The sequence below is a fragment of the Breoghania sp. genome (genome assembly GCF_030066895.1).
Taxonomy (GTDB): domain Bacteria; phylum Pseudomonadota; class Alphaproteobacteria; order Rhizobiales; family Stappiaceae; genus Breoghania.
Map to the genome: position 1 here is coordinate 276,532 of NZ_JASJAV010000001.1, position 25,368 is coordinate 301,899.

Sequence of the window (25,368 nt, forward strand, 5' to 3'; positions counted from 1 at the left end):
GGGGATTTTTTTTATGCCGAATTCGAGCAGCAGGCCTTTTGCGGTTCAGCCAATTTCGCTGAGCCCCGCCGCATAGCATTTCCAGTTGGCGACATACCGATCCGCAGAAGACCGCAAGCCCGCGATCGCCTCCTCATCCAGCGCGCGAACCACCTTTCCCGGCATCCCCATGACGAGACTTCCGTCCGGGATCTCCTTTCCCTCGGTCACGAGCGCACCCGCACCGATCAGACAGTTCTTCCCGATTTTCGCGCCATTCAGAACAATGGCTCCCATCCCGATCAGCGAATTATCGCCGATCGTGCAGCCGTGAATGATCGCGCGATGCCCGATTGTGCAGCCCTCTCCGATCTCAACCGGGTGACCGGAATCGGTATGGATCATCGTCATTTCCTGGATGTTCGTGCGCGCGCCGATCCGGATCGGTTCGTTGTCGCCACGCAGCACGCTGCCGAACCAGATCCCGACATCGCGCCCCAGAAAGACCTGCCCGATCACCTGCGCACCGTTTGCCACCCAGAAGGCATCGCCCTCGGTCTTGGGTTCGTGATCGTCCAGGCGGTAGAGCAGCATGGGAATTCTCCGGTGGTGGAAAGAAGTGCAGATCCTAGAGCCCGCGAGACGGCAAACCCGCGTGCGCCGCGATCATTGCCAATTCCCGCCCGTCCATCAAGTTCGACGGCTACGCCGTCCCCACCACCGACATCCGGATCGGTCATGAGCGTGGAAAAGGGATGCGGTAGTTGCCCTTATGGCGATTTGTCGCGCTGTCGCCCACAATCGCCAGTTGCTCGCCCGAGCCCCGTTCCAACCTCTGGAATGCCGTGAAACCAGGCCCGCCTGCCGCCGCGGATTGAGGCAGGTCAAGGCTGGAATTCGACAGACTTCACAAAACACAGGCAGGAAGGAAAAGAGAACGAACCGCCGTACGACTACCGCTCCACACATCACTTGTCAAAGATGACCATCATAGACATTCGGCGCGCGCACGTACGAAACCAAAGTATAACGGCCGCAGAAGACCTCCCCGTCTCAGCCCTCCGCCAGGAACGGAAGCCTTTCCTGCAGTCCCACGTCAATGCAAGACAAACCCGTGCCAAGCGAACATCGTCTTGCGGCCGTGGCCGTCGATGACCCGGTCTCGATTGAACCGCTTTTCGATGAAGTTCTCGCCGCGCTAAGCGACGAGGGCCGGGAGGTGGCGGGTTTCATCCAGCGTGAGATCTGCGGCGGCGACTGTCAGGATGACATCGTGATGGAGGATATCGAGACGGGAGAACGGCTATCGATCATGCAGATGTTGGGCCCGGCTTCGCGAAGCTGCCGGCTTGACCTCGACGCCCTGGTTCGCGTCAGCGTTCGCGCGCTCACCCGTCTCAACAGGCGGTCGCGCCCGGACCTCATGATCGTCAATCGTTTTGGGCACGCAGAGGTCGAAGGCGGTGGAATGCGCCCCGTCTTCGAAAAAGCTCTGGGCCTCGAGATCCCGGTCCTTACCTCGGTCTATGGAGACTCTCGCTCCGCCTGGAGCAGCTATGTCGGCGATCTATCGAATGTCCTGTTACCGGTCGGTTCCGATACGGTTATGGCCTGGTACCGGGGTGCTCTTGAAAACCTAAAAGCACGTTAACAGAATGTCTTACGATCAAGTCCCCGTTTCAACGCCCGCTCCACAAAACGCCGTGCTACGCGACAATTTCGGGCGGACCATGACCTATCTGCGGCTCTCCGTGACCGACCGCTGCGATCTGCGGTGCGTCTACTGCATGGCCGAGCATATGCGTTTCGTGCAGCACCGCGACCTGTTGACACTGGAAGAGAGCTCTACCGATTGTCGGCCGTCTTCATCCGCCACGGCGTGCGCAAGATCCGCATCACCGGCGGTGAGCCGCTGGTGCGCAAGAACGTCATGTGCCTGTTCGAAATGCTTTTCCCCCACTTGAAAACGGGTGAGCTGGACGAACTCGTGGTGACGACCAACGACACGCAGCTCCCTCACTTCGCCGCAAAGCTCCACGAATTCGGCGTGCGCCGCATCAACGTCTCGCTCGACAGCCTGGATCCCGAGCGCTACTGCAAGCTCACCGCGGCGGCGATGTCAAAAAGGCGCTTGCAGGCCTCGACGCAGACCAGGAAGCGGGCTTGAAGATCAAGCTCAATTCGGTCGCCATGAAAGGCGAGTTCGAACGTGAGGTCGATCATCTGATCGAGTTCGCCCACGACCGCGGCATGGATCTGACGCTCATCGAGGAAATGCCGCTTGGCGCCGTCCCCCACGACCGGGCCAAAAGCTTCCTTCCCCTCAACACGGTCCGGAGCGATCTTGAGACGCGCTGGACGCTGACACCGATCGAGGACAGCACCGGAAGTCCTGCGCGCTATGCCCGCGTGGAGGAAACCGGCGGCCGGATCGGCTTCATAACGCCGCTTTCCTGCGATTTCTGCGCAAGCTGCAACCGGGTCCGTGTGAGCTGTACCGGACATCTCTACACGTGCCTGGGCTCCGACAGCTCCATCAACCTGCGCGAGGCGTTGCGCGGGTCCTCCGGAAACGAGCAGGTCGAAGCTCTCATCTTCGACGCGATCGCCCACAAGCCGCAGCGCCATTCCCTTTCCGTCGCCACCGAAACCGTCAGCGGCATCGGTCGGCATATGTCCGTGCTTGGAGGCTGAACCCAGAATGAAAATCGTCGTCGTCACCATTTCCGACCGCGCCAGCCGGGGAGAATATGAAGACATCTCCGGGCCGGCGATCGTCGAATGGCTGGAAAGGGCGATTACCAGCCCTTGCGAGATTGAGCGGGTCGTCATCCCGGACGGTGAGATCGTCGTGCGCGATGAATTGATCCGGCTTGCCGACGCCGAGCACGTCGACATGGTTCTGACCACCGGCGGCACGGGCCCCTCCCCGCGCGATCAGACGCCGGAAGCGATGAAAGCCGTTCTGCAAAAGGAGCTTCCCGGTTTCGGTGAGTTGCTGCGCAAGGTCGGACTGGAACAGACGCCAACCTCGATCCTTTCGCGCCAGACCGCCGGAACGCGCGGCACGACCTTCTATCTCAACCTGCCGGGCAAACCCGCGGCGATCGCCATGTCGCTCGATGCGGTCTTTCCCGCCATTTCCTATTGCCTCGACCTCATCGGCGCGGGACGTATCGAGACGGACCCGGCCGTCGTGGTCAGCTTCAGATCCAAGAGCTGAGCGGTTCCATGAGCAAAGGCCGGCAGCAAGAGGGACGCCGCCGGAGAGCCCATCGGCATCGCCCTTCTGTCGGAACCGCAAGCCGATGCTCCGGTGACCGATGCCCTTCATCGCGTCAACAATATCTATCGCCTCGTTCGCGGGCGGATTGACGAGAGTGCATTCGCCGGTCGGTCGGACGACGTCGCCCGCCTCAAGCGGGTCTAAGACCTGCAACTGAACGAAACCGCCTCCGTTCGCGAGCAGGCGGCCCTTCCCTTCGGCCAACGCGACGTCGGCAAGATCGGCAGATGGCGGCAGATCATCTACGGGATGGCCCAGGCCTACGTGGATACATCCGGAAACGTGGGCACAGATCTCAACGCCCTCAATCCGGCTCTGGCCGAACTGGTGGCGATCCGCGAACTCCCCTTTGCGATCCGCGATCGCTATTCGCGTCAATGCTCCGGGTTCAGACGATCCGGGGAGCGCGACATTCCCTTGACCGCCCCCGAACGCGATCTCTGGCAGCGGGATGTCGGCGCCTATCGCGAATTGTGGAAACGAATAGCGGTTACCGCATCGCATCTCCCCCAGCATCCGCAGCTCTTCTTGCAGCCGTTAAAGTTGCAGCCGTTAAAGAGGGCGAGGCCAGGACCGCCAAGACGCAACGGAGCATGAATGCGATCCTGAACCAGTTGTCGGGAACCGGGAAACGCGGAGAGAACCCGAAGAATTGGGCCGACCACTGTTTCAACGTCTACGATTCCATACTCGGCATCGGCCACCTCGCCCTGGATATCGCCCGCAAGAACGCCGAGGCAGATCAGACGCGCGCCCTGATCAACGGCAGTTTGTGGACCCTATCGCTCCTTCTGGCGGTCGCCTTCAGCTATGTCACCTCACGGTTCCTGCGCCGCCGCTTTTCCGCGCCGATAGCCACGATCACGACCTCCATCCAAAGGCTTGAAAGCGGCGACTACCAGACGGCGGTTTCGAGTTCCTGCTTCCACGACGAACCGGGCGCGATCAGCGCCACGCTGGAAAGCCTGCGTCAGAAGGTGGTGAAGGCGGAACGCCTGCGCCGACATCTCGACCACCTGCGCGACGAACTCGTCGATCATGCGCGGGAATCGAACCGCGCAAAGTCACTGTTTCTGGCGACGATCAGCCATGAGATCCGAACGCCGCTCAACGGCATCATGGGAACGGTGCAACTGCTTGAGGACAGCCCCCTCAATGCCGAGCAGCGCCGCCGGATCGAGGCCCTGGACAAGTCGAGTCACCTGCTGCGCAATCTGGTGAGCGACGTCCTCGACTATTCGCGGATCGAAGCGGGCAAGTTCACGCTGAGCCACACACCCTTCTACCTGTCGGATCAGATATCCGTGGTCGAAGCGACCATCGCTGCATCCGCCCATGGCAAGGGGTTGACCTATTCCTCAGAGATCGCTCCCGACGTGCCGGAGCGGTTTGTCGGCGACCCGGCAAAGATCGGTCAGATCCTGCTCAATCTCCTCGGCAATGCGGTGAAATTCACCGAGAAGGGCGGCGTAAGCCTTCGCGTCGATCTCGATTCGAGCTGCACCACACCGGACGCACCGTGCATCCGGTTCGTCGTCACGGATACGGGGATCGGCATTCCCTTATCCAAACACGACATTCTGTTCACGCCCTTCACCCAGGCCGACGGCACCGTTTCCCGCCGCTTCGGCGGATCGGGGTTGGGACTGGCGATCTGCAAGGGGCTCTTGCAGATGATGGGCGGCCGCATCGATTTCAACTGCCCCGACCAGGGAGGAACCGTGTTCACGGTGCATCTCCCCCTGACGCCCGCCGGCACCGAGGCGGAGAAGGAAGAGCGCTTTCCGAAGCCCTGCCAAAGCTCTTCGTCCTCGTTGCCGAGGACAATCCGGTCAACGCGATGATCGCGGAAGAACTCACCCGGCGAGCAGGTCATGACGTCATCTTCGTCAATGACGGCAAAAGCGCCTTGGAGGCCGTGGCCAACAAGGATTTCGACGTCGTTCTGATGGATCTGGCCATGCCCGGCATCGACGGCATCGAAACGACGCGAAGGATCCGCGCATTCGAGCATGAAACCCGCCGGATGGTGCCCGTCATCGCGCTGACGGCGGACCTGACGGCCGAACAGCGGCTCGGCGACGATCCCGATCTCTTTGACGGATTTATCGGCAAGCCCCTACCGGCGCGAGGAACTCGAAGCCGCGTTGGCCCGGGCAATCGGCCTACTACCGTGCAAGAAGAGAGAGGCTCCCGACCGCGAAGAGGAAAGCATCCTCGTCCAGCACGCGCGGGATCTCGGCGTCGACTGGGCGCACAAGATCGTCGAGCTTTACATGACCGAGACGCCCCATGTGGCGGAGGGCCTCAATCTTGCCTTGAGCAAGGGCGATCTGGTCGGCATTTCCGATATCGCCCATCGCATCAGAGGCGGAGCGAACCACGTCGGCGCCCAAACGATCACCGCTTATGCGGAAGCCCCCGAACGCGCCGCGGATGAGGGAGATTGGGAGAGAACCCGACAGAGCGTCACCACCCTGCTCGCAACCCTCGACGGTGAATTGAAGAAACTGGCCGATCAGGCCAACCGCGAACTGGACGGAACCACGGCCCACATGCCGTTTGATTGATCCGCGCTCCCGTCACCTTTTCAGGTCATGCGCCTCAGGTCACAGGCCCGGTAAAGACGTAGCCGATCCCGTATTCGGTCGCGATCAAGCGCGACTTGCCCGGCTCCGGCTCGATCTTGCGCCGAAGGCGACTGATGAGGACATCGATCGTCCGATCGTTGGAATTCCATTCACGATCCGTAACCGATGCGATCAGCTCGTCGCGACTCATGATCTTGCCCGGATAGCGGATCAGAGCGGCCAGCAGATCGAACTCTCCGCGTGTCAAGCGACTCGACTTGCCATCGGGAGAGGTCAATCGGTGAGATTCCAGATCAAGTATCCAGCCAGCAAAACGGCGAACTCCGACCTTTTCGTCCTTCACTTCCGTATTGGTGCGCCGCAATAAGGTGTTCACTCTGGCCAAAAATTCCCATATGGAAAAGGGCTTAGTTACGTAGTCATCCGCCCCCAATTCCAACCCGACGACCCGGTCGATCTCGTCTGAACAAGAAGTAACGAGGATGACAGGTGCATCCGTACGATCCCGGACTTCGCGCATCAGCGTCAATCCGTCGCAATCGGGTAATTTGATGTCAAGCAAGAAAAGATCGATACGCTCGCGATCGACGGCGCGGCGAAACGACTCCGCGCTGTCGGCCGTAAACACTTGGAATCCTGCGGTTTCGAAGTAGGTCCTCAGACTCTCTCGGATGGTCGGTTCGTCATCGACAACGGCGACCCGTACGCCCAGCGAATTGTTGGCGGGAGCTGGTCTCATGGGCCTGTCTCGTTTAGTTTATAAATTCATTACTTTCATTATAGATCGTCGCAACCTCCCTTTACATCATCCCGACACCGTCCCCCTACATGAAATTGTGATCAGCCCACAAACTGTCGGGAATCAAATGAAAAAACTCCTTGCCGCGATCGGCCGCTTCATGAAACGACCCGTCGCGATTGGCGGAGCAGGCGTCTTCACCATTGTTGGCATAGCCATCGGAGTCGTCGGCTATATCGGCTTCCACACTGCTCTGAAAATGAGCACATCCACCGAGTTCTGTATCAGTTGCCACACGATGCGGGACAACAATTTCGAAGAAGACAAGACAACTATCCACTACAAGAATCCCGTCGGCGTGCGTGCCGAGTGCTCCGATTGTCACGTTCCCAAAGCCGGTTGGCCGCTTTACAAGGCCAAGATCATGGTCGCGCGCGATGTCTGGGGCGAGCTCACGGGATCCATCGACACTCGCGAAAAATTCGAAAGCGAACGGCTGCGTCTGGCGAAAATCGTCTGGGCCGAAATGGAAGCCAACGATTCAGCGCAGTGCCGCAGTTGTCATTCCTTCGAATCCATGGACTTCGAACATCAGAAGCCGAATGCGGCGAAAATGATGAAAAAGGCCATGACAGAAGGCGATACCTGCATCGATTGCCACAAGGGCATCGCCCACCACCTGCCGGATATGTCAAGCGGTTACAAATCGATGTTTAAGGACATTGTCGCCAAGGCTCCCGACAATCGCGGTGCGGACACCCTCTACGCGATGAACACGACCGAGCTTTACGACAAGAAACCTGCGGATGACAGCGCTCGCGCGGCCGGCAACATCCTGCCGCTGACCAAGGTCCACGTCGAAGAGCGTGACGGCGACTGGATGAAGGTCACGATCAAGGGCTGGATGCAGGAAGGCATGGAACGCGTGCTGGTCAAGGAGATGGGCGCCGCCTGTTCATGGCCACCGTGACGCCGGCAATGGCGGAGAACGCCAAGATCGATGCCACGAAGACCGATCCCGATACGGACCTGAACTGGAAGGAAGGCGAGATCACCGTCTGGACCAAGGCGGACGCCTTCACCTCCGACGAAACCGGCATGAGCGACTACGGCTCGGAAATGTACAGCGCCGCCTGCGGTGCCTGTCACAGTGCCCCCGCGCCCGACCACTTCCTCGCCAATCATTGGATGGGCATCATCAAGGACATGAAGGGCAATACCGCGCTCAGCAAGGAAGAGGTCCGGTTCCTGCAGAACTACCTCCAGACCCACGCCAAGGACATGCCTTAGCAAAGTTGAACTCCCCTTTCTGGATCTCTACGGCCCCGTTCGGGAGAGGTCCCTTCCCCTTCGAAGTGAGTTCCGTTCATGACCACTACCCAAGCTCTTTCCGACCCAGATTTCGCCGAAGCTCTCGTCACGATGAGCGGACTTTTCGGTGTGCCGCTGGAACTGTCCGATATCGAGGACATTCATCGTCCCCTGGATGAAGGCCCGCTTGCCGCACTCGCCCGCATCCCGCAGTTGCACGCTCAGATCCAGAACCTGCGCGACCGGACGCTTAACCTCGGCGATCCCAAGACTACGGAGATCGAACTCAACAAGGAGTTCTGCCTGCTGTTTCTGGGGATCGGCGGATTCTGGGGATCGGCGGACCGAAATCCGTACTGCCTTACGAGTCCGCCTATCTCGGCGACGGACGCCTGTTTCAGCAGCCCGCCGCCGACATGGCGAAGCTGCTGCAAAAGCAGGGCCTCGCCCCGGCAGCAGACTTCCCCGAAGCCCCCGACCATCTGGTGCTTGAACTCTCCCTTCTGGAAGAGACGATGCGACTGGCCGGACTGACGGGGGAAGAAGACGATATCGACGTCATCCACAATGTGCACAAGCGCCTGTGCGGCTGGGTCCCTACCTTCGCATCCGCCTGTGAAGCTTTCGACCGCATCGGCTTCTACGCCAATGCGTCGCAGATCCTCGAAACCCTTCTCAAACTGCCCCTGCCCTGCCCCGAAGCCGCAACGGCTGACTGAAGCCTGCCAATACATCTGAAGACAAACCGGAATCCCACAAAAAGGAAATAAAGGGATCAGTCATAAGGACCTGACCGAAACTCGTCCGACGAACGCCCCGCCCCCTGAAACACTCAGAAGCTATCCCGCTACTGAAGCTATCCCGCTACTAAAGAGGAGAAATAGTTATGACCGATACGCACCTGATGTCCCGCTCGTTGACGAGACGGCGTTTTCTGACCGCCACCTCGTCACTGGCGGCAGTGGGGTTTGCTGGCGCGAGCCTGCCGATGGGAGTTCGGCAAGCATCTGCGACTGGAGAGCAGATGATCCAGAGCGGCAGTCACTGGGGCGTTTTCAAGATGACGGTCAAGGACGGCCTCGCCGCCTCCATCGAGCCCTGGGAGAAGGATCCTCATCCCAGCCACCAGCTTCCCGGCGTTTTGAACTCCATGTATTCCGCCAGCCGCATCCGGTATCCGATGGTACGGCGCGCCTATCTGGAAAACGGGCCGAAGGCAGAGCGTGACAGCCGCAGCGCAGGCGATTTCGTCCGCGCATCCTGGGACAAAGCCATTGAACTCGTGGCCAACGAGATCAAGCGCGTTCAGGACGAACACGACCCCTCCGGCATCTTCGCCGGCTCCTATGGCTGGAAGAGCCCCAGCAAGTTCCACAATTACCGCACGCTCGTTGCACGCACCATGAACACGCTCGGCGGCTATGTCGGCGGTACCAGCGATTATTCGACCGGCGCGGCGCAAGTCATCATGCCCCACGTTGTGGGCGGGCTCGAAGTCTACTCCCAGCAGACCTCCTGGCCGCTTCTGATCGAGAACACCGACACGCTTGTCTTATGGGGCGCGGATCCCCTCAAAACCTGCCAGATCGACTGGCTGATCCCCGATCACGGCGTTTACGACTACCTGAAAGCCTACAAGGACACGGGCAAGAAGATCATCTGCATCGATCCGTTCCATTCGGAGACCGCCAAGATGACGGGTGCGGAGTGGATCGCGCCCAAGCCGCAGACGGATACGACGCTGATGCTCGGCATCGCCCACACCGTCTATGAGGAAGGGCTGCACGACGAGGATTTCCTGTCGACCTACACGTACGGCTTCGACCAGTTCGTACCGTATCTGATGGGCGAAAAGGACGGCACGCCGAAAAATGCGGAATGGGTGGCCGGGATCTGCGGCGTGCCCGCCGACAAGATCAAGGAACTGGCGCATCTGTTCGCCGGCAGCAAGACCATGCTGGCAAGCGGCTGGAGCATCCAGCGCATGCAACATGCAATACGGCGAACAGGCCCATTGGATGCTGGTAACACTGGCCTCCATGCTGGGCCAGATCGGAACGCCCGGCGGTGGCTTCGGCCTCAGCTATCACTATTGCTCCGGCGGAACACCGACGGCCAACGGCGTCTCCCTCCACGGCATCGGCAACGGCAAGCCGTCCGACGAGAATGCCCCCGAATGGCTCGCCTCTGCGGGCGCGGCAAGCATTCCGGTGGCCCGCATCGTCGACATGCTGGAGGACCCCAGCGGCGAGTTCGAATTCAACGGCGCGAAGATGACCTACCCCGATAGCCGGCTGGTCTATTGGGTCGGCGGCAATCCCTTCTCGCACCATCAGGACCGCAACCGGATGGGCGAGGCATGGAAGAAGATCGAGACCTTCGTCGTCCACGATTTCCAATGGACGGCGACCGCCCGTCACGCCGATATCGTGCTGCCGGCAACGACCTCCTACGAACGCAACGATATCGAACAGATCGGCTCCTATTCCAATCTGGGCATCGTCGCGATGAAGAAGGTCGTCGATCCGATTCGACATCTTCGCGGCCATCTGCGCCAAGCTCGGCAAGGAGAAGGAATTCACCGAGGGCAAGTCGGAGATGGACTGGATCAAGTCCCTCTACGACACGGCATCTAGCACCGCCCAGACCAAGAGCATCGATTTCCCGTTGTTTGACGACTTCTGGGAAGCGGGCTCTGTCATCTAAGATGTACCTGACGTCAACAAGGACTTCATCCGCTTTTCGGAATTCCGCGAGAACCCTCTGCTCAATCCGCTGGGAACGCCGACCGATCTCATCGAGACTTACTCGAAGGCGATCGAGCGGATGAACTATGACGATTGCCCCCCTCACCCGACCTTCCTCGCGGCCAAGGAACTGACGGGCGTTGAGGGCACGAAGTATCCACTGCACGTGAATGCTTCGCACCCCAATGACCGCCTCCACTCGCAGCTCTGCGGAACCCTGTGGCGCAAGGACTATGCGATCGGTGGACGCGAGCCTTGCGTGATCCATCCTGACGATGCGGCCAAGCGCGGCATCAAGGACGGCGATCTCGTGCGCGTCTTCAACGATCGCGGCCAGATCCTGACCGGCGCGCGGATCTCCGAGGACACCATGCCCGGCGTGATCCGCATCTATGAGGGCGGATGGTACACCCCCTCGGACCCGCTGAAGGAAGGCTCGCTTGATACCTATAGCGACGTGAACGTGCTGACGTTCGATGTCGGCACCTCGAGGCTCGCCCAGGGCAATTGCGGCCATTCTGCCGCCGCTGATGTCGAAAAATTCACCGGAACGCCGTCGGAGGTCACCGTTTTCACAACCCCTGCAGTGGCTGAATAGACCCGGAACGACCTACGAGTCAGCGACTGTCGCCGCCCCGCCCACGATCGGCCTGAAGACCGATCAACCTCGAAGCGAGGGGCTGCGTCACCGGCTCACCTCCCCTCCTTGCCGGTATATCCGTCGACACCCCACGGTGGAACGCGGCTCCTCGCTTCGCAAGAAATTGGAGAAGCAGTCGATGTCAACTAAGAGCTTGATTTTCCATTCGCTATCACGCAAACGATTTCTCGTATCCTCTGCCTCCCTGGCCGCATTGAGAGCCGCAGGCACTGTTCTGCCGGGACACGTCACGCGTGCGCTCGCAGCCGGAGAGGACAAGGAGGTTTTGTCCGCATCACACTGGGGAGCATTTTACGGCAAGGTCGAGGATGGGCGCTTCGTGAGCCTGCGCTCGTGGAACAAGGATCCGTTCCCCAACCAGGCCGTTCACGGCGTTCAGGACGTGGTCTACAACGCCGGCCGCATCAGGTACCCGATAGTAGTGCACCTCTCCTATCTGGAGAACGGCCCCAAGGCGGAGCGCGAGAGCCGCGGCGCCGGTGACTTCGTCAAGGTGTCCTGGGACACCGCACTCGATCTCGTCGCCAAGGAGATCACCCGCCTTCAGGACAAGGAAGGCCCCTGGGCGATCTATTCCGGCACCTATGGCTGGCAGAGCTCGGGACTGCCAACAACTCGCAGGCCATGCTCAAGAAGCTGATGAACCTGACGGGCGGCGCATTCTTCTCCACCGGCGACTATTCCAAGGGCACGCTGGCGGGCATCATGCCCTACATCATGAGCCAGATCGACGCCGAGGGCCCGCAGACCAGCTATCTCTCGATCCTCGAGAACGCCGATCAGATCGTGTTCTGGGCCTGCGATCCCTGGAAGAACAACCGGATCGCCTATTCCCCGCCGGATCACGGCGAGCATCTCTTCTTCGACGAACTGAAGAAGAAAAGCGACATCAAGAAGCTCTTCATCAACCCGATCCGCAGCGAGCTGTGCAAGGCGACCGACGGCGAATGGATCGCCGCGCGTCTCCATGCCGATATCCCGCTCGCCCTCGGCATCTGCCATGCGCTTCTCACCGAAGACCTGTACGACAAGGACTTCATCGAGAACTACACCTACGGCTTCGAGACCTTCGCCGACTATCTGATGGGCAAGGGCTGGGACAAGATCGAGAAAACGCCGGAATGGGCGGCCGAGCAGTGCGAGGTTTCCGCCGACAAGATCCGTGAACTGGCGCACAGCTTCGTCTCCGGGCGCACCATGCTGATCTCCGGCTGAACCCCGCAGCGCATGCAGCACGGCGAACAGTGGGTGTGGACCTCTTCATCACGCTCGCCTGCATGATCGGTCAGATCGACCTGCCGGGCGGTGGTTTCTGCCAGCGCTACCACCTCGACAATCCGGGAGGGAGCTCCCCAGTCGAACGGCCCGGCTCTCGGCAGCTCCGTCAATCCCGGCAAGCAGTTCGAGCACAATAGCGAAACGCACCTCTATCCGGACGTGAAAATGACCTACTGGACGAGCGGCAACCCATTCCACCATCATCAGGACCGCAACCGGATGCGCGAAGCCTGGAAGAAGTTCGGACGGTCGTCGTCCATGACTACCAGTGGATCGCAACCGCGCGCTTTGCCGATATCGTGCTGCCCGCCACCACGACGGCGGAACGCAACGACATCGATCGCATCGGCTCGGTGGCGAACAAGGCCATTCTGCGGATGGCCAAGATCATCGACCCGGTCTTCGAAGCCCGCAAGACTACGACATCTTCACCGATCTCGCCGGCCGGCTGGGCGTCAAGGACGCCTTCACCGAAGACAAGTCCGAACAGGACATGATCAAGGAGATCTACGAGCAGGCCCACGAACTGGCCGCGAAGAGGAACGTCGAGATGCCTGTTTTCGACATCTTCTGGGAAGAGGGCATCGTCGAATTCGAGGTTCCGGAAGAAAACCTGAGGCGCGTTCGCTACGCAGACTTCCGCGAAGACCCGCTGATGAACATGATGCCGACGGCGACCGGCAAGATCGAGATCGTCTCCAAGTACATCGAGAAGATGAACTACGACGATTGTCCTCCGCATCCTTCGTGGATCGAACCAATGGAATGGCTGGGCATGAAGGACAAGACCTATCCTGTCCATCTCAGCTCCAACCACCCGGACTGGCGCATGCACTCGCAGCTCTGCTCGACCACGGTGCGCGAGATCTACGCCGTCAACAACCATGAACCCCGTGCCTGATCAACTCCGATGACACCGCCGCGCGCGGTATCAAGGACGGCGACATTGTGCGGATCTTCAACGGTCGCGGCCAGATCCTCGCCGGGGCGAAGGTCTCCGACGATATCCGCCCGAGCGTGATCCAGGTGCAGGAAGGTGCCTGATACGATCCGGAGGACGTCGGCGACCCGAACGTGCTGACGATCGACATCGGGACCTCGCGCCTGGCTCAGGCCACCTCGACTCACACCTGCATGGTGCAGTTCGAGAAGTTCACCGGCGAAGTTCCGGAAGTGACTGCCTTCGTCGCGCCTACTGCCGCTGGGTAGCAGATCGCGGGAGCTGCCGGGCCGGCATCGTCGGTCACCCGGCCCGGCAGAGCTCTTTTATTGACCGGTCATCCACGCCGATGGCCCGTTCCGGCCGGCCCTGTAGCTTTTCAGTTGCATATCATCGGCTGCGATTTTTCCGCGCCGCACCAAGTAGATTGACATATGCCCCGCCGCGCGCTCGCCTAAGGTCAGCGCGCGTTGAAGCATGGCTGTGACCGTTTCAGATATTCCTCCTCCGGCGGCTCCCGGCCCAGCCTGCGACTTCTGTCCCCTCGCGCAATCGTCCGATCCGGAGCCCGCCGGCAACCGGAATACGCATGGGCGTGACAGCAGCTCACGGAAAGATCGTCTCTGTCAGAGGCACCGTCATCGATGTCGAATTCGCGGGGCATGCTCTTCCCGCCATCGGCACCGCGCTCGACGTCCAATGGGACCGGCCTAATCCGCTTGTTCTGGAAGTGCATGCGCACGCCGACCTGTCGACAGTGCGGTGCATCGCGCTTCAGGAGACTGCGGGACTGGCTCGGGAAACGCCCGTCGTCTCCACCAGTGCATCCGTGTGCGTTCCGGTCGGCGATGCCGTTCTCGGCCGACTGCTCGATGTTGTCGGCAACACCTGCGATCGCAGCGAACCATTGCCCGACGATATCCCCCGCCGCCCCATCCACAGTCCGCCGCCGCCGCTGAAGGACGAGCGTTCCATCGCCAACGTCTTTGAAACGGGCATCAAGATCATCGATCTGCTGACCCCGCTGACCCAGGGCGGCAAGGCGACGATGTTTGGCGGAGCGGATGTCGGCAAGACCGTACTGGTGATGGAACTCATCCACGCCATGGTGGAAAAATATCAAGGTATTTCAGTCTTTGCTGGGGGTGGGCGAGCGATCACGCGAAGGCCATGAGCTGCTGACCGAAATGCGCGGCTACGACGTCCTGAAGCGCACCGTTCTAGTCTACGGCCAGATGGCGGAGCCGCCCGGCGCCCGCTGGCGCGCGTCGCTAACCGCCCTCACCATCGCCGAACATTTTCGCGACGCCCGTCACCAGAACGTGCTGCTGATGGACAACGTCTTCCGGTTCGTTCAGGCAGGGGCGGAAGTTTCCAGCCTTCTCGGCCGCCTGCCCTCGCGCGTCGGCTATCAACCGACATTCGCCAGCGAGGTTGCCGCCTTGCAGAAACGTATCGCCTCGGTGGCGGAGGCCGCCGTGACCGCGATCCAGGCCGTCTACGTGCCCGCCGACGACTTCACCGACCCCGCTGTAACGACGATCTCCTCGCACATGGACTGCATGATCATGCTGTCCCGCGCTCAGGCCTCTCAAGGCTTCTACCCGGCAGTCGATCCGCTCGCCTCATCGTCCATCCTGCTCGATCCCCTCGTCGTCGGCGAGGAGCATTACGAGATCGCCGGACGCGTGCGCGAAACGTTGGCGGGGTGCCACGAATTGCAGGACGTCATCGCCCTTCTGGGGGTCGAGGAACTCGGCGCAGCCGACAGGTTCATCGTCCGCCGCGCGTGCCGGTTGCAGCGCTTCTTCGCCCAACTCTTCTTCGTCACTCAAGCCTTTACCGGCACGCCGGGTGTTTCCGTTTCACGTGAGGAAACGTTGAAGGGCTGCCGAGCAATCCTTGAAGGAGAGACGGACGACTGGGCCGAAAGCTCGCTCTACATGGTCGGCAGCCTCGAGGACGCCCGCCGCAAGGAAGAGGCGGCAACAACTGCGGAGGAGGCATCATGAGGCTCGTCATTGTCTCGCCTCTGCAAATCGTCGTCGACGAACCGAACATTGCGTCGCTTCGCGCCGAAGATGCCAGCGGAAGTTTCGGGATCCTGCCCGGACATACCGATTTTCTGACCAGCCTCACCGTTTCCGTTGTGCGATGGCGAAACCGGGACGGCAAGCGCCATTTCTGCGCCGTTCGCAGCGGAGTCCTAACCGTTTCCGACGGAACGACGGTTTCCATCGCCACCAGAGAGGCCGTTCCCGGCGATGATCTGGATACACTCGACACGATCGTGATCGAACGCTTCCGCAGCGAACTCGCTGTCGAGCGTACGCAGAACGTGGAGGCGATACGGCTCCATCTCGACATGATCCGGCGGCTTGTCGCCCGCGCCAAGGGACGTCCGCATGCGGGACCGGAGGGCATGGGATGAGCGATACGGCGAAAGACGACAAGCTCGTCAAACAGATCCAGCTCCGTCAGAAGCGCGAACACCGAGGGCACGGCGACGTCCCGATCTCGCGCAGATTGGCGCAGATCGGTGTCCTCGGCTGGATCGTCGTCACACCGATGCTCGTGGGGATTTTCGTCGATCGCTAGATCGATCGCACCTTCGAGACCGGGATCTTCTGGACCGCGCCGCTTCTCATGATCGGACTGGTGCTCGGATGCTGGTTTGCCTGGAAATGGATGAATACCGCATGACACTCTCCTTTCCCGTTCCGCTCGCAGATCCTTCGGCCCTCCCGACCCTCACCGCCTTCTTCGCCTTCGGCGCGGTTCTGGGCGCGGGCTACTTCTCCGTATTGCGGGTGAGCGCACGTCTCTTTGCCGGACATTCCCATCTTGCCGCCGAAGGACTGACGGCTGCCAGACTGATCGTCCTGCCGTCTGCCCCTATTTCGTCAGCCGGGCAGGCGCACTGCCGCTTCTGATAACCGCGCTCGGCCTTGTCACCGCACACTGGGCGATCATGCGCCGCTTTTCCAGGAGCAGCCCATGAACTAGCCTCTGGAAACCGTCGCCCTCATCCATCTCGGACCCGTTCTCATTACGGAAGCGGTGCTTGTTACATGGCAATCATGCTGTTTCTCGGCCTGAGAAGTGCTCTTGCCACGCATTCCCTTTCCCTGAAACCATCGAACGTGCAGGCGGCGCTGGAACTCGTCGTGGAAACCCTCGACATCCAAATCCGCGAAGCGGCGGGAACCGCGCCGGAAACCTATCGCGCCTTCATTGGCACGCTCTTCGTCTACATTCTCATCGCCAACTGGACATCCCTCATCCCTGGCGTGGAGCCGCCAACCGCCCATCTGGAGACGGATGCGGCCCTTGCAACGCTCGTCTTCGTCTCGGTGATCTGGTTCGGTGCGCGCGCGAACGGCCCGAGCGGCTATCTGAAGACCTTCGCCTCCCCCAACCCGGTGATGATCCCGCTCAACGTCCTAGAAAGCCTGACCCGCGTCTTCTCAATGTTCGTGCGCCTGTTCGGCAACATCATGAGCGGGGTCTTCGTGGTCGGTATCGTCGCGTCGCTGGCTGGGCTCCTCGTCCCGATCCCGCTGATGGCGCTCGATATGCTGACCGGGGCCGTCCAGGCCTACATCTTCGCGATCCTGGCGCTTGTTTTCATAACCGCCGCGGCGGCGGAAGCCGGACCGCACGCCAAACATCCTCAAAAAGGAGACCGTTCATGAACTGGCAGGCCTTTATCTCGATCATCGGCGCAAGCGTCGCCGTCTCCTTCGGTGCTATCGGACCGGCTCTGGCCGAAGGACGCGCAGTCGCGGCCGCCATGGACGCCATCGCCCGGCAACCGGAAGCGGCGAACACGATTTCCAGAACCCTCTTCGTCGATCTGGCGATGATCGAGACCATGGCGATCTACTGCCTCGTCATCGCGTTGCTTCTGCTTTTCGCCAACCCGCTGATTGCCTGACGCCATGAACTTCGATTGGTGAACCTTCGCCATCCAGGCGGCCAACGTCCTTGTCCTCATCTGGATCTTGCGCCGCTTCCTGTGGAAGCCGGTCGCCGTGATCATCGAGGAACGTCGTGCTGCAAGCGAATCCACGATCGCGCAAGCCAATGCACAAGCCCGTGCCGCGGACGAGGCGCGCGCCGAGGTTGAACACATCCGCAAAGGGCTCGCCGAAGAACGCGAGACGGCTCTTGCCGAGGCGCACGCCGACGCCGACGAAGTACGAAGAAACCTGCTCACCAAGGCCAAGGAAGACGCGGATAAGATACGGGAGCAAGCCTCGGAGAGCATCGAAACGGACCACCAGGTCGCGCGAAAGGAGGCCATAAACGAGGCTGGCGCCCTCGCGCTCGATATCGCAATCAAGCTCGCAAACCACCTGAAGGCTCCCGTCGTGCGCGCCGCCTTTCTCGATGACCTTGCCACCGGAATCGCGGGCCTGCCGGAAGAAACCCGGCGCACCGTTGCCGTCAGTGATGGTGCCTTGCGCCTGATAAGCGCCGAAACACTCGATGAGAATGCACAAGAGGAGTGCCGTCGCCGGATTTCGGAAGCATTCGGTTGCTCCCCCGAGATGTCCTTCGCTGCAGACCCGGCACTAATCGAGGGGTTCGAGCTGCACGGCGCGCATTTCTCCATTCTCAACAGTTGGCGCGCCGATCTCGCCCGGATCGAAGAAAGCCTTCGCCATGAGTAACAACAACACCGCCGATAGCTGGCTGAGCCATGCCCGAAAGCGCCTTGAAACGGTAGAACCCGGGCCGAAGGCGGAATAGATCGGCCGTGTCGAGGAGGTGGGCGACGGCGTGGCGCTCGTGTCGGGTTTACCCAATGCCCGGCTTGACGAACTTCTGCGTTTCGACAAGGGCGCCTTCGGCTTTGCCCAGACGCTCGACAAGAATCTGATTGGCTGCGTCCTGCTGGACAGCGCCGACACGATCGAGGCGGGTGACATCCTGCGCGAAACAAGCGAAGTGGTGCGTGTACCCGTGGGCCCGCCCCTTCTCGGCCGCGTGATCGACCCGCTCGGCCGCCCACTCGATGACAAGGGCGAGATCGAAACAGACGAATTCCATTCAGTAGAATGCCCCGCGCCCGCGATCATCGACTGGGATCTCGTGATAGCACCGGTTCAGACAGAACTTCTTTCCATCGACACGCTGTTCGCGCTCGGACGCGGCCAGCGCGAACTGATTGTCGACGACCGCGCCATTGGCAAGACGACCGTCGCCATCGACACGATCATCGCGCAGAAGACGAGCGACATCTTCTGTGTCTACGTGGCCGTCGGTCAGAAGACCTCCAGCGTGCGTCGGACCATCGACGCAATCCAGACGCTCGCCGCGCCAGAGCGCTGCATCACGGTTGTATCGGGATCGGCCAGCCCTCCCGACCTGCAATGGCTGGCACCGTTCGCGGGCTTCACCATGGCGGAGTATTTTCGCGATCGCGGTCAGCATGCGCTGATCGTGATCGACGATCTAACCAAACACGCCGCGACCCACCGTGAAATCGCGCTTCTGACCCGCCAATCTCCGGTCCGAAAGGCCTATCCGGGCGACGTCTTCCACGTTCACGCCAGGTTGCTGGAGCGCGCGGCGAAGCTTAGCGCGGAGCGCGGCGGCGGCTCGCTGACCGCCCTGCCGATTGCGGAAACGGATGTGGGAAACCTGTCTGCCTACATTCCGACCAACCTGATCTCGATCACCGACGGACAGATCGTCATCGACGCAAAACTCTTTCAGGAAGGACAGAAACCGGTGGTCGATGTTTCCCTGTCGGTCAGCCGTGTGGGCGGCAAGACGCAAAGCCCCGCCTTGCGCGAAGAAGCGAAATCTCTACGGCTCGACTATGCACAGTTTCTTGAGATGGAGATGTTCACGCGTTTCGGCGGCGTGCCGGACAAGCGTGTCCGTGCCCAACTGACACGCGGCGAACGCATCCGCACCATCCTGAAACAGCCCCCGCATGCGCCCTTGCGTCTGGCAGATGAGGTCGCACTCGTCGTCGCCGTTCAGGAAAGACTGCTGGACACAGTCCCGGTCGACCGAATTCCGGCCTTTCGCGAAGCCCTGCCCTCCGCACTCGATAATCATGCTCCGGATGCCGTGGCCATGATGGAGAAGACCAGCACGCTTGATGACGAGACGCGCGCCTCTCTCCTGACCGCGCTCCGAAAGCTGACGGAGCGGTTTGCACCATGAGCGAGCGACTGGCCGATATCGGCGTCCGAATCGACGGCGTTCGCCAGTTGGATGCGGTCGTCAACGCCATGCGCGGGATCGTCGCCGTCCGCGTCCAACAGGCGCGCGAACAGATCCTCGCCGTCGATGGCTATACGACAACGCTGACCGCCGCCATGGGCCGGATCATCGATCAAATCGCAGGAGAGACCGAACCGCCATCCAAGACAGGGGCTTGCTCCGCCCTCATCGTCTTTTGCGCGGAACAGGGCTTTGCGGGCACCTTCTGCGAGCGCGTGCTCGATACGATCACGAACGATGTCGGCAAGGCCGAGATCTTTCTCGTCGGCAGCCGCGGTCGGTCGATTGCTGCCGAAAGAGATATCTCGCTTGCCTGGACGAGCGCTCTGCCCGCTCATTCACCGTCAATCCCGCAGCTTGCAAACCGGATTCGCGAAACGATTTTCGCCCGCATCAATGCAGGGGAAATCGATCGTCTGGATGTCGTCTTCAGCACCTGGAAGGAGAATGCCGCCCACATCGTGCGCAGGACACTCTTTCCAATCGACCTTTCAGCCGTCGCACCCAGCGCACAACTTCAGCCACCGCTTGCCAACCTCCCTCCGTCCACACTGCTTGAGATCATCGGCGAAGACTATGTTCATGCCCTCCTGTGCAACGCCGCGCTTCATTCCTTTGTCACGAAAACGAAGCGCGGATCACGGCCATGGCGCTCGCCCGCGGTCAGATCGAAAGCGAGTTGGAGGAGTTGAAGGCCCGCGAGCGTCACATCAGGTAGGAGGCGATCACCGCGGAGATCATCAAACTCGCAGCAGGAGAGTTGGCCAGCCGCGATGGCGAGGGGCATTCGTGAGAAGAAGGGAAGATGGAGGCGCTTTCGCACCTCCGCCTCTCAGCTATCCCGCGCCACCTGCAACGGCGCCCAGGACTGGCTCACCGGCATGACTTCCAGCGAGTTCACGTTGATATGCGCCGGCTGGGTCGCGACCCAGAAGATCGTCTCAGCAATATCCTCCGGCTGAATCGCATGCGCGCCGCCATAGAGCTTGTCGTAGGCCTCCTGATTGCCGCCGGTACGCACGAGCGTGAATTCGCTTTCGCACAGGCCCGGCTCGATGGAGGTCACGCGCACGTCCTTGCCGTGCAGATCCGAGCGCAATCCGAGAGAAAACTGCCGGACGAACGCTTTCGTGCCGCCATAGACGTTGCCACCCGGATAGGGCCACGTAGAGGCGATCGACGACAGGTTGACGATCGTTCCGCGCCGCTCGATCAGCTTCGGCAGCAGGTGATGGGTCACGGTGACGAGACCGGTGATGTTGGTGTCGATCATCCGCTTCCAGTCAGAAAGCTTGGTGTTCGGCACCGGCGTCGTGCCAAACGCCAGCCCGGCATTGTTGACCAGCAGATCGATCTCGCGGAATTCCGGCGGCAAGGCCTCGAGCGCGGCCACCGTGGCGGCTTCATCGGCAATGTCGAAGGCGGCGCCGTGGAAATTCGCACCAAGCTCCTTGCCCATCTCGGCAAGCCGCTCCTCGCGCCGACCGGTACCAACGACCTTCCATCCGGCACCTGCAAAGCGCCGCGCGGTGGCCGCACCAAAACCCGATGTCGTTCCCGTAATGAAGACGGTTCCGCTCATGTGGTTGTTTCCTTGTTCGATTTTCGTAATCCGGCCGCATGCTTACTCCCCATTTGCGGCGAGGCAAGGCATGCGCCGATGTTTTTACGGCTGGCTCCCACGATTGTACGACTTGGCTCTAAGCCGGTCGCAGCCCTGAGCGTAGAGGGACAGGTGACACCCTTTCAGCGAGGCCTCGGCCGCCATGACGAATGCCGCCATCAACATGGACCATCACTGGCTCCCTTTCACCAACAACAAGCTCTTCCACCATGAACCGCAGATCTTCGCCAAGGCAGAGGGCGTGCGCTACTGGACACCCGAGGGCGCCGAAATCCTCGACGTAGCGTCCGGGCTCTTTTGTTGTCCGGCCGGACACGGACGGCGCAAGATTGCCGACGCTGTCCATGCGCAGTTGACGGAACTCGACTACTCGCCCCATTTCCAGCGCGCCGCGCCGATCTCCTTCAAGCTGGCAGAACGCCTGTCGGGCATTCTGCCGGAGGGAATTGACCGCGTTTTCTTCGGCTCCTCCGGGTCGGAGGCCGTCGACAGCGCGATGAAGATCGCAATCGCCTATCATCACGCCAAGGGCGATGCGCAACGCACGCGCTTCGTCTCCCGCTCCTGGGCCTATCACGGGGTCAATCTCGGCGGCACGTCGCTCGCGGGCATGGTCGGCAACCGTCGGGAATATTCCGGCATCACCTGCGATGTCGTCCACATGCGCCACACCTGGAACGAGGATCAGCACTTCACCAAAGGCCAGCCGGAAACGGGCGTCGAACTTACCGAGGATCTCGCGGAGCTTTGCAAGACCTACGGCGGAGAGACGATCGCCGCCGTCTTCGTGGAACCCATCGCGGGATCCATCGGCACCATCGTTCCCCCCTGTCGGATACTTGAAGCGGCTTCGCGAGATCGCGGACCAGCACAACATTCTGCTGATTTTCGACGAGGTCATCACCGGCTTCGGTCGCACCAGCTCGGCTTTTGCCTCGCAGAAATTCGACGTCACGCCCGATATCATCACCATGTCCAAGGCGCTTACCAACGGTGCCGTGCCGATGAGTGCGGTCGCCGTGAAGACGGAAATCCAGCAGACCGTTCTCGATGCAATCACCGCCGACCGGCCGGAACTGATGCACGGTTACACCTAACTCCGCGCATCCGGTCGCCTGCGCCGCCGCACTGGCCACGCTCGACATCTATGAGAAGGATGGGCTGTTTGCGCGTTCCAAGGCCCTGTCGCCGGCATTTCTCGATGGCGTCTTCGGCCTGCGCAACCTGCCGCAAGTTGCAGACCTTCACGGCTACGGGATGATGTCGGGTATTCAGTTGAAGCCCGGCAACGCACCGGGTGAAAAAGGCTCCATCGTCCAGCGGCTCCTGTTCAAGGAGGGCCTGCACCTGAAGGCCACCGGCGATGCCCTGATCTTCGCACCCGCTTTCGTCTCGAACGAGGAGGAAATCGAGCAGATGCTGGGAGTTCTGCAGAAGGTTTTCGGGCGTTCCGATCTTTGAACACTTGAGAGGGAAAAGGGAAATGGGGACACTTTCGCGCCGCTGATTTCTGGATTCTGGATCAGCGTTCGGTTTATGCCTCACTTGTCCTGAATGAGGGAGTGTGGAGCAGAGTTGTAAGCACACGAAACAACGAACGAGCCTCGTTCGCGGTAGCGTTTGGTTACAACTCTCCCCTTGCTCGTCATTCCGGGCGGTCTGCGGCGCAAGCTGCATGGCCAGATCCGGAATCCAGTGCAACAAGCTGCGGCGAAGCCGCGCCGGTTCTCTTCCCTTACCCCCGGCACTCGCGGATCACGCCTGCCAAGACTTCCAGCCCCGGGGCAATCTTCTCTTCTGCGATCGCGGTGAACCCCAGCCGAACGCGGTTTCGCGGGGCATTCTCACCCCAATAATGCATATCACCGGGCTCAATCAGCACCCCACGCGCCGCTGCCCTCGCAGCCACGCGCCGCGCCTCCACATTGCGAGGTAGCGTCAACCACAAGGCCGAGCCACCCGTCGTCATGGTGACGTCGCACTCCGGCAGACGCTGACCGATCTCCCACAACATGCATTTCCATTTCGCGGCAAGGCTCTCCCGCTGACGGCGAATGTGCACATCGTAGTGCCCATCGGCGAGGAAGATCGCCATTGCCCGCTGGTCGAGTCCGGACACATGACGGCACATCAAGCGCCTGAGGGCACGAAGCTCGCGCACCAGCGGTTCGGCGGTAGCGATGAAACCAAGTCGCAAGCCGGGGAAGACGGGCTTTGACAGCGACCCCACATGAACCACCCGCCCGGAGCGATCAAAGCTCTTCAGGGCCGGACGCTGGGCTCCGAAGAAATTCAGTTCGTGCTCGTAGTCATCCTCGATGACGAGGAAATCATGCTCATCCGCTGCCGCCAGAAGCGACAGACGTCGTTGTAGCCCCATCGTGACGTTGGTCGGCGAGTGGTGGCCGGGCGTAACGTAGACGAGATCCGTCTCGTTCAACGCCTCGGTCACCCGAATACCATTGGAATCAACAGGTTGAGCCAACAAGGTACAGCCGTGTGCGAGAAAGATATTGCGCGCATCGACATAGCCAGATTCCTCAACGCCGACTTGCGTACCGGGTCCGCAAAGAAGGCTCGCCAGGAGGTAGACCGCGTTCTGCGCGCCGTTGGTGACGAGAATGTTCTCCGGTCCCGCGCGGAACCCGCGTTGAGGGAGGGCACGACGAATGATCTGATCGATCAGCATAGGATCATCGGTATCGACGAGATCGCCCATCCAGCTTGATGCGTGTTCGGCGGTTCCGGCAACGCGCACCGCATCGCGCCAACAGCTCATCGATATCCGGTCGGGAGTGATCTGCCCGTAGATAAAAGGATAGTCGTAGTCGCGCCAGTTCGCGGGGTTGGTGATGTTTTCCTGTGCGGAGGGACGCACCTTCATCCGGCGTTCGAAATCGACGGCGCGGTGTTCGCCGTGCAACGCATTGCGCGCATGGTCATCAACGCGGAGGGAAAGCTGCTCACGGACATAGCGTTCGTCCACGAAATAACCGCTTCGGTTGACCGGTCTCAGGTAACCGTCCTCCGCCAGACGCTCATAGACGAGGCTCACCGTGTTGCGCGAAACCTTGATCCGCTCCGCCATCGAGCGGGTCGACGGCAACGGCTCATGGGAAGGCACTCCACCGGCCAGAATGGCTTCCACCAACTGCTCATGGATCTGCTGTTGCAGGCGCTTGTCGGGTGAGAACGGTGCATCGAAATAATGTTCGATCATCATCGCTGGCTGTCTCCGCGTCGGCATCTGCCGTTTGGTAAAGCAAGGATCGTGCCGGATCGCGGAGGCCAGGTTCCACTGGCCCCATAGTTTTCAAAATCTGGCTCTAAGGCCCCGCGTTGCACCGCAATATTGTTTTCTCCGAGACATACGTTTGCGCGCAAGAATGAGGCACGAACACAGGTATTGCCTGTCCTTCGTGCAGTGCAAAAAGCGGCATGCGAGATCGATCCGGAAAACAGGCAATCCAGGGGAATGAGATGGAGAAATTCGGCAAAACTGGCGGCCTGAACCGCCGATCCTTCCTGAAAAGCGCCAGCGCGTTGGGCGCGGGCCTCGCCATGCCGGCGATCATCAGCAACCGCGCACTCGCCTCCTCCGGCGAGATCAACATTATGATGTGGTCCGACTACCTGCCGGAAAGCTTCGTCTCCGGCTTCAAGGAGAAGACCGGCATCACCATCAACTTCACTGGCATCGGCTCCAACGAAGAGATCATCAACAAACTCAAGGCCACCAACGGCGAGGACTTCGACATCGTCTCGCCGACGGTCAATCGCAACCTGTTGTGGAAAGATCTGGGCCTCCTCCAGCCCTTCGACATGTCGAAGGTCGCGATCGAGAAGGTTAACCCGGCCATGGCGCTGGGCGACAAGCACTAGAATTTCGAGGGCAAGGGCACATTCTGGCTGCCGCACATCTGGGGCACGGAAGGCGTCGCATGGCGCACGGATGCCTTCACGCCGGAC

The 25,368-nt window shown here is 60.8% G+C and carries 33 protein-coding genes and 3 pseudogenes; 32 read left to right on the forward strand and 4 right to left on the reverse strand.

Features of this window, described 5'->3' with window-relative positions:
- Nucleotides 1-45: 45 nt before the first annotated feature.
- Entirely contained in the window at nt 46-573 is a 528-nt protein-coding gene (locus QNJ43_RS01440; RefSeq protein ID WP_300466789.1) for a gamma carbonic anhydrase family protein, read from the reverse strand.
- 520 nt (nt 574-1,093) lie between these two features.
- On the opposite strand from QNJ43_RS01440, the gene QNJ43_RS01445 reads away from it, so the two are divergent.
- The 7 genes from QNJ43_RS01445 (at nt 1,094) to QNJ43_RS01475 (ending at nt 5,835) form a co-directional block, all read left to right on the forward strand.
- Nucleotides 1,094-1,630 carry a DUF2478 domain-containing protein gene (locus QNJ43_RS01445; protein WP_300466791.1) on the forward strand — a complete coding sequence of 179 codons (537 nt, stop codon included), beginning with the start codon at nt 1,094-1,096 and terminating at the stop codon, nt 1,628-1,630.
- 201 nt (nt 1,631-1,831) lie between these two features.
- Nucleotides 1,832-2,146 carry a radical SAM protein gene (locus QNJ43_RS01450; RefSeq protein WP_300466793.1) on the forward strand — a complete coding sequence of 105 codons (315 nt, stop codon included), beginning with the start codon at nt 1,832-1,834 and terminating at the stop codon, nt 2,144-2,146.
- Nucleotides 2,143-2,673: a hypothetical protein gene (locus QNJ43_RS01455; RefSeq protein WP_300466795.1), complete on the forward strand. Its 531-nt coding sequence runs from the start codon at nt 2,143-2,145 to the stop codon at nt 2,671-2,673. Before QNJ43_RS01450 ends, QNJ43_RS01455 begins: the two co-directional genes overlap by 4 nt.
- A 7-nt stretch (nt 2,674-2,680) precedes the next feature.
- Entirely contained in the window at nt 2,681-3,202 is a 522-nt protein-coding gene (gene mog / locus QNJ43_RS01460; RefSeq protein ID WP_300466797.1) for a molybdopterin adenylyltransferase, read from the forward strand.
- A 312-nt stretch (nt 3,203-3,514) separates the two neighbouring features.
- The gene (locus QNJ43_RS01465; RefSeq protein ID WP_300466799.1) at nt 3,515-3,862 is read left to right on the forward strand and encodes a hypothetical protein; all 348 of its coding nucleotides are present in this window, start codon (nt 3,515-3,517) and stop codon (nt 3,860-3,862) included.
- The gene (locus tag QNJ43_RS01470; RefSeq protein WP_300466801.1) at nt 3,859-5,109 is read left to right on the forward strand and encodes an ATP-binding protein; all 1,251 of its coding nucleotides are present in this window, start codon (nt 3,859-3,861) and stop codon (nt 5,107-5,109) included. The genes QNJ43_RS01465 and QNJ43_RS01470 overlap by 4 nt, the downstream gene beginning before the upstream one ends.
- Before the next feature lie 252 nt (nt 5,110-5,361).
- A complete protein-coding gene (locus QNJ43_RS01475) occupies nt 5,362-5,835 on the forward strand; it encodes an Hpt domain-containing protein (protein WP_300466803.1) in 474 nt (157 codons plus the stop codon).
- 34 nt (nt 5,836-5,869) lie between these two features.
- Here QNJ43_RS01475 and QNJ43_RS01480 read toward each other — a convergent pair whose 3' ends face one another.
- Nucleotides 5,870-6,595 (reverse strand): response regulator transcription factor, encoded by a 726-nt coding sequence (locus QNJ43_RS01480; RefSeq protein WP_300466805.1) that lies wholly within the window; start codon nt 6,593-6,595, stop codon nt 5,870-5,872.
- Here QNJ43_RS01480 and QNJ43_RS01485 point away from each other — a divergent pair.
- The 21 genes and pseudogenes from QNJ43_RS01485 (at nt 6,594) to QNJ43_RS01580 (ending at nt 20,467) form a co-directional block, all read left to right on the forward strand.
- Nucleotides 6,594-7,565, forward strand: a complete 972-nt coding sequence (locus QNJ43_RS01485) for a NapC/NirT family cytochrome c (RefSeq protein WP_300466807.1) — start codon at nt 6,594-6,596, stop codon at nt 7,563-7,565. The two genes, QNJ43_RS01480 and QNJ43_RS01485, sit on opposite strands and share 2 nt — an antisense overlap.
- On the forward strand, nt 7,553-7,885 hold the full coding sequence (locus QNJ43_RS01490; RefSeq protein ID WP_300466809.1) for a hypothetical protein: 333 nt from the start codon (nt 7,553-7,555) through the stop codon (nt 7,883-7,885). Before QNJ43_RS01485 ends, QNJ43_RS01490 begins: the two co-directional genes overlap by 13 nt.
- Before the next feature lie 356 nt (nt 7,886-8,241).
- Entirely contained in the window at nt 8,242-8,625 is a 384-nt protein-coding gene (locus tag QNJ43_RS01495; RefSeq protein WP_300467271.1) for a molecular chaperone TorD family protein, read from the forward strand.
- A gap of 341 nt (nt 8,626-8,966) precedes the next feature.
- Nucleotides 8,967-9,818, forward strand: a pseudogene (locus tag QNJ43_RS01500) (molybdopterin-dependent oxidoreductase); the annotation flags it as partial.
- A 127-nt stretch (nt 9,819-9,945) separates the two neighbouring features.
- On the forward strand, nt 9,946-10,542 hold the full coding sequence (locus QNJ43_RS01505; protein ID WP_300466811.1) for a molybdopterin-dependent oxidoreductase: 597 nt from the start codon (nt 9,946-9,948) through the stop codon (nt 10,540-10,542).
- Nucleotides 10,543-10,732: 190 nt separating this feature from the next.
- The gene (locus tag QNJ43_RS01510) at nt 10,733-11,251 is read left to right on the forward strand and encodes a molybdopterin dinucleotide binding domain-containing protein (RefSeq protein ID WP_300466813.1); all 519 of its coding nucleotides are present in this window, start codon (nt 10,733-10,735) and stop codon (nt 11,249-11,251) included.
- 382 nt (nt 11,252-11,633) lie between these two features.
- Entirely contained in the window at nt 11,634-11,954 is a 321-nt protein-coding gene (locus QNJ43_RS01515; RefSeq protein ID WP_300466815.1) for a molybdopterin-dependent oxidoreductase, read from the forward strand.
- Complete coding sequence (locus QNJ43_RS01520) at nt 11,939-12,529, forward strand: molybdopterin-dependent oxidoreductase (protein WP_300466817.1); 591 nt, start codon at nt 11,939-11,941, stop codon at nt 12,527-12,529. Before QNJ43_RS01515 ends, QNJ43_RS01520 begins: the two co-directional genes overlap by 16 nt.
- A 335-nt stretch (nt 12,530-12,864) precedes the next feature.
- The gene (locus tag QNJ43_RS01525) at nt 12,865-13,089 is read left to right on the forward strand and encodes a molybdopterin-dependent oxidoreductase (RefSeq protein ID WP_300467272.1); all 225 of its coding nucleotides are present in this window, start codon (nt 12,865-12,867) and stop codon (nt 13,087-13,089) included.
- Nucleotides 13,090-13,540: 451 nt separating this feature from the next.
- Nucleotides 13,541-13,636, forward strand: a complete 96-nt coding sequence (locus tag QNJ43_RS01530; RefSeq protein ID WP_300466819.1) for a hypothetical protein — start codon at nt 13,541-13,543, stop codon at nt 13,634-13,636.
- Nucleotides 13,637-13,666: 30 nt separating this feature from the next.
- Nucleotides 13,667-13,801: a hypothetical protein gene (locus QNJ43_RS01535; RefSeq protein ID WP_300466821.1), complete on the forward strand. Its 135-nt coding sequence runs from the start codon at nt 13,667-13,669 to the stop codon at nt 13,799-13,801.
- A gap of 320 nt (nt 13,802-14,121) precedes the next feature.
- Nucleotides 14,122-15,544: pseudogene (gene atpD / locus QNJ43_RS01540) on the forward strand (F0F1 ATP synthase subunit beta).
- Nucleotides 15,541-15,963, forward strand: coding sequence for a F0F1 ATP synthase subunit epsilon (locus QNJ43_RS01545; RefSeq protein WP_300466823.1), 423 nt, complete (start codon nt 15,541-15,543; stop codon nt 15,961-15,963). The pseudogene atpD and the gene QNJ43_RS01545 overlap by 4 nt, the downstream one beginning before the upstream one ends.
- Nucleotides 15,960-16,130 carry a hypothetical protein gene (locus QNJ43_RS01550; RefSeq protein WP_300466825.1) on the forward strand — a complete coding sequence of 57 codons (171 nt, stop codon included), beginning with the start codon at nt 15,960-15,962 and terminating at the stop codon, nt 16,128-16,130. Before QNJ43_RS01545 ends, QNJ43_RS01550 begins: the two co-directional genes overlap by 4 nt.
- A gap of 24 nt (nt 16,131-16,154) precedes the next feature.
- A complete protein-coding gene (locus QNJ43_RS26555) occupies nt 16,155-16,235 on the forward strand; it encodes a hypothetical protein (protein ID WP_346432828.1) in 81 nt (26 codons plus the stop codon).
- Entirely contained in the window at nt 16,199-16,465 is a 267-nt protein-coding gene (locus QNJ43_RS01555; RefSeq protein WP_300466827.1) for a hypothetical protein, read from the forward strand. Before QNJ43_RS26555 ends, QNJ43_RS01555 begins: the two co-directional genes overlap by 37 nt.
- Nucleotides 16,466-16,603: 138 nt before the next feature.
- Complete coding sequence (locus QNJ43_RS01560; RefSeq protein ID WP_346432801.1) at nt 16,604-17,227, forward strand: F0F1 ATP synthase subunit A; 624 nt, start codon at nt 16,604-16,606, stop codon at nt 17,225-17,227.
- Nucleotides 17,224-17,469 (forward strand): F0F1 ATP synthase subunit C, encoded by a 246-nt coding sequence (locus QNJ43_RS01565; RefSeq protein WP_300466829.1) that lies wholly within the window; start codon nt 17,224-17,226, stop codon nt 17,467-17,469. Before QNJ43_RS01560 ends, QNJ43_RS01565 begins: the two co-directional genes overlap by 4 nt.
- A gap of 31 nt (nt 17,470-17,500) precedes the next feature.
- Complete coding sequence (locus QNJ43_RS01570) at nt 17,501-18,208, forward strand: ATPase (protein ID WP_300467273.1); 708 nt, start codon at nt 17,501-17,503, stop codon at nt 18,206-18,208.
- A gap of 79 nt (nt 18,209-18,287) precedes the next feature.
- Nucleotides 18,288-19,715, forward strand: coding sequence for a F0F1 ATP synthase subunit alpha (locus tag QNJ43_RS01575; protein ID WP_346432829.1), 1,428 nt, complete (start codon nt 18,288-18,290; stop codon nt 19,713-19,715).
- Nucleotides 19,712-20,467, forward strand: coding sequence for a FoF1 ATP synthase subunit gamma (locus tag QNJ43_RS01580; RefSeq protein ID WP_300466831.1), 756 nt, complete (start codon nt 19,712-19,714; stop codon nt 20,465-20,467). Before QNJ43_RS01575 ends, QNJ43_RS01580 begins: the two co-directional genes overlap by 4 nt.
- Nucleotides 20,468-20,607: 140 nt before the next feature.
- On the opposite strand, the gene QNJ43_RS01585 is transcribed toward QNJ43_RS01580, so the two are convergent.
- The gene (locus tag QNJ43_RS01585) at nt 20,608-21,357 is read right to left on the reverse strand and encodes an SDR family oxidoreductase (protein WP_300466833.1); all 750 of its coding nucleotides are present in this window, start codon (nt 21,355-21,357) and stop codon (nt 20,608-20,610) included.
- Between the two features lie 205 nt (nt 21,358-21,562).
- Between QNJ43_RS01585 and QNJ43_RS01590 the strand changes: the two are divergent.
- The 3 genes and pseudogenes from QNJ43_RS01590 to QNJ43_RS01600 all read left to right on the forward strand — a co-directional run.
- Nucleotides 21,563-22,159, forward strand: a pseudogene (locus QNJ43_RS01590) (aminotransferase class III-fold pyridoxal phosphate-dependent enzyme); the annotation flags it as partial.
- Nucleotides 22,050-22,496, forward strand: coding sequence for an aminotransferase class III-fold pyridoxal phosphate-dependent enzyme (locus QNJ43_RS01595; RefSeq protein WP_300467274.1), 447 nt, complete (start codon nt 22,050-22,052; stop codon nt 22,494-22,496). The pseudogene QNJ43_RS01590 and the gene QNJ43_RS01595, both read left to right, overlap by 110 nt.
- Before the next feature lie 64 nt (nt 22,497-22,560).
- Complete coding sequence (locus QNJ43_RS01600) at nt 22,561-22,860, forward strand: hypothetical protein (protein ID WP_300467275.1); 300 nt, start codon at nt 22,561-22,563, stop codon at nt 22,858-22,860.
- A 274-nt stretch (nt 22,861-23,134) separates the two neighbouring features.
- Here the strand turns inward: QNJ43_RS01600 and QNJ43_RS01605 are convergent, their stop codons facing one another.
- Nucleotides 23,135-24,622 carry a PLP-dependent aminotransferase family protein gene (locus QNJ43_RS01605; protein WP_300466835.1) on the reverse strand — a complete coding sequence of 496 codons (1,488 nt, stop codon included), beginning with the start codon at nt 24,620-24,622 and terminating at the stop codon, nt 23,135-23,137.
- A 257-nt stretch (nt 24,623-24,879) separates the two neighbouring features.
- On the opposite strand from QNJ43_RS01605, the gene QNJ43_RS01610 reads away from it, so the two are divergent.
- The gene (locus QNJ43_RS01610) at nt 24,880-25,281 is read left to right on the forward strand and encodes a substrate-binding domain-containing protein (RefSeq protein WP_300466837.1); all 402 of its coding nucleotides are present in this window, start codon (nt 24,880-24,882) and stop codon (nt 25,279-25,281) included.
- The last annotated feature ends 87 nt before the right edge of the window (nt 25,282-25,368 follow it).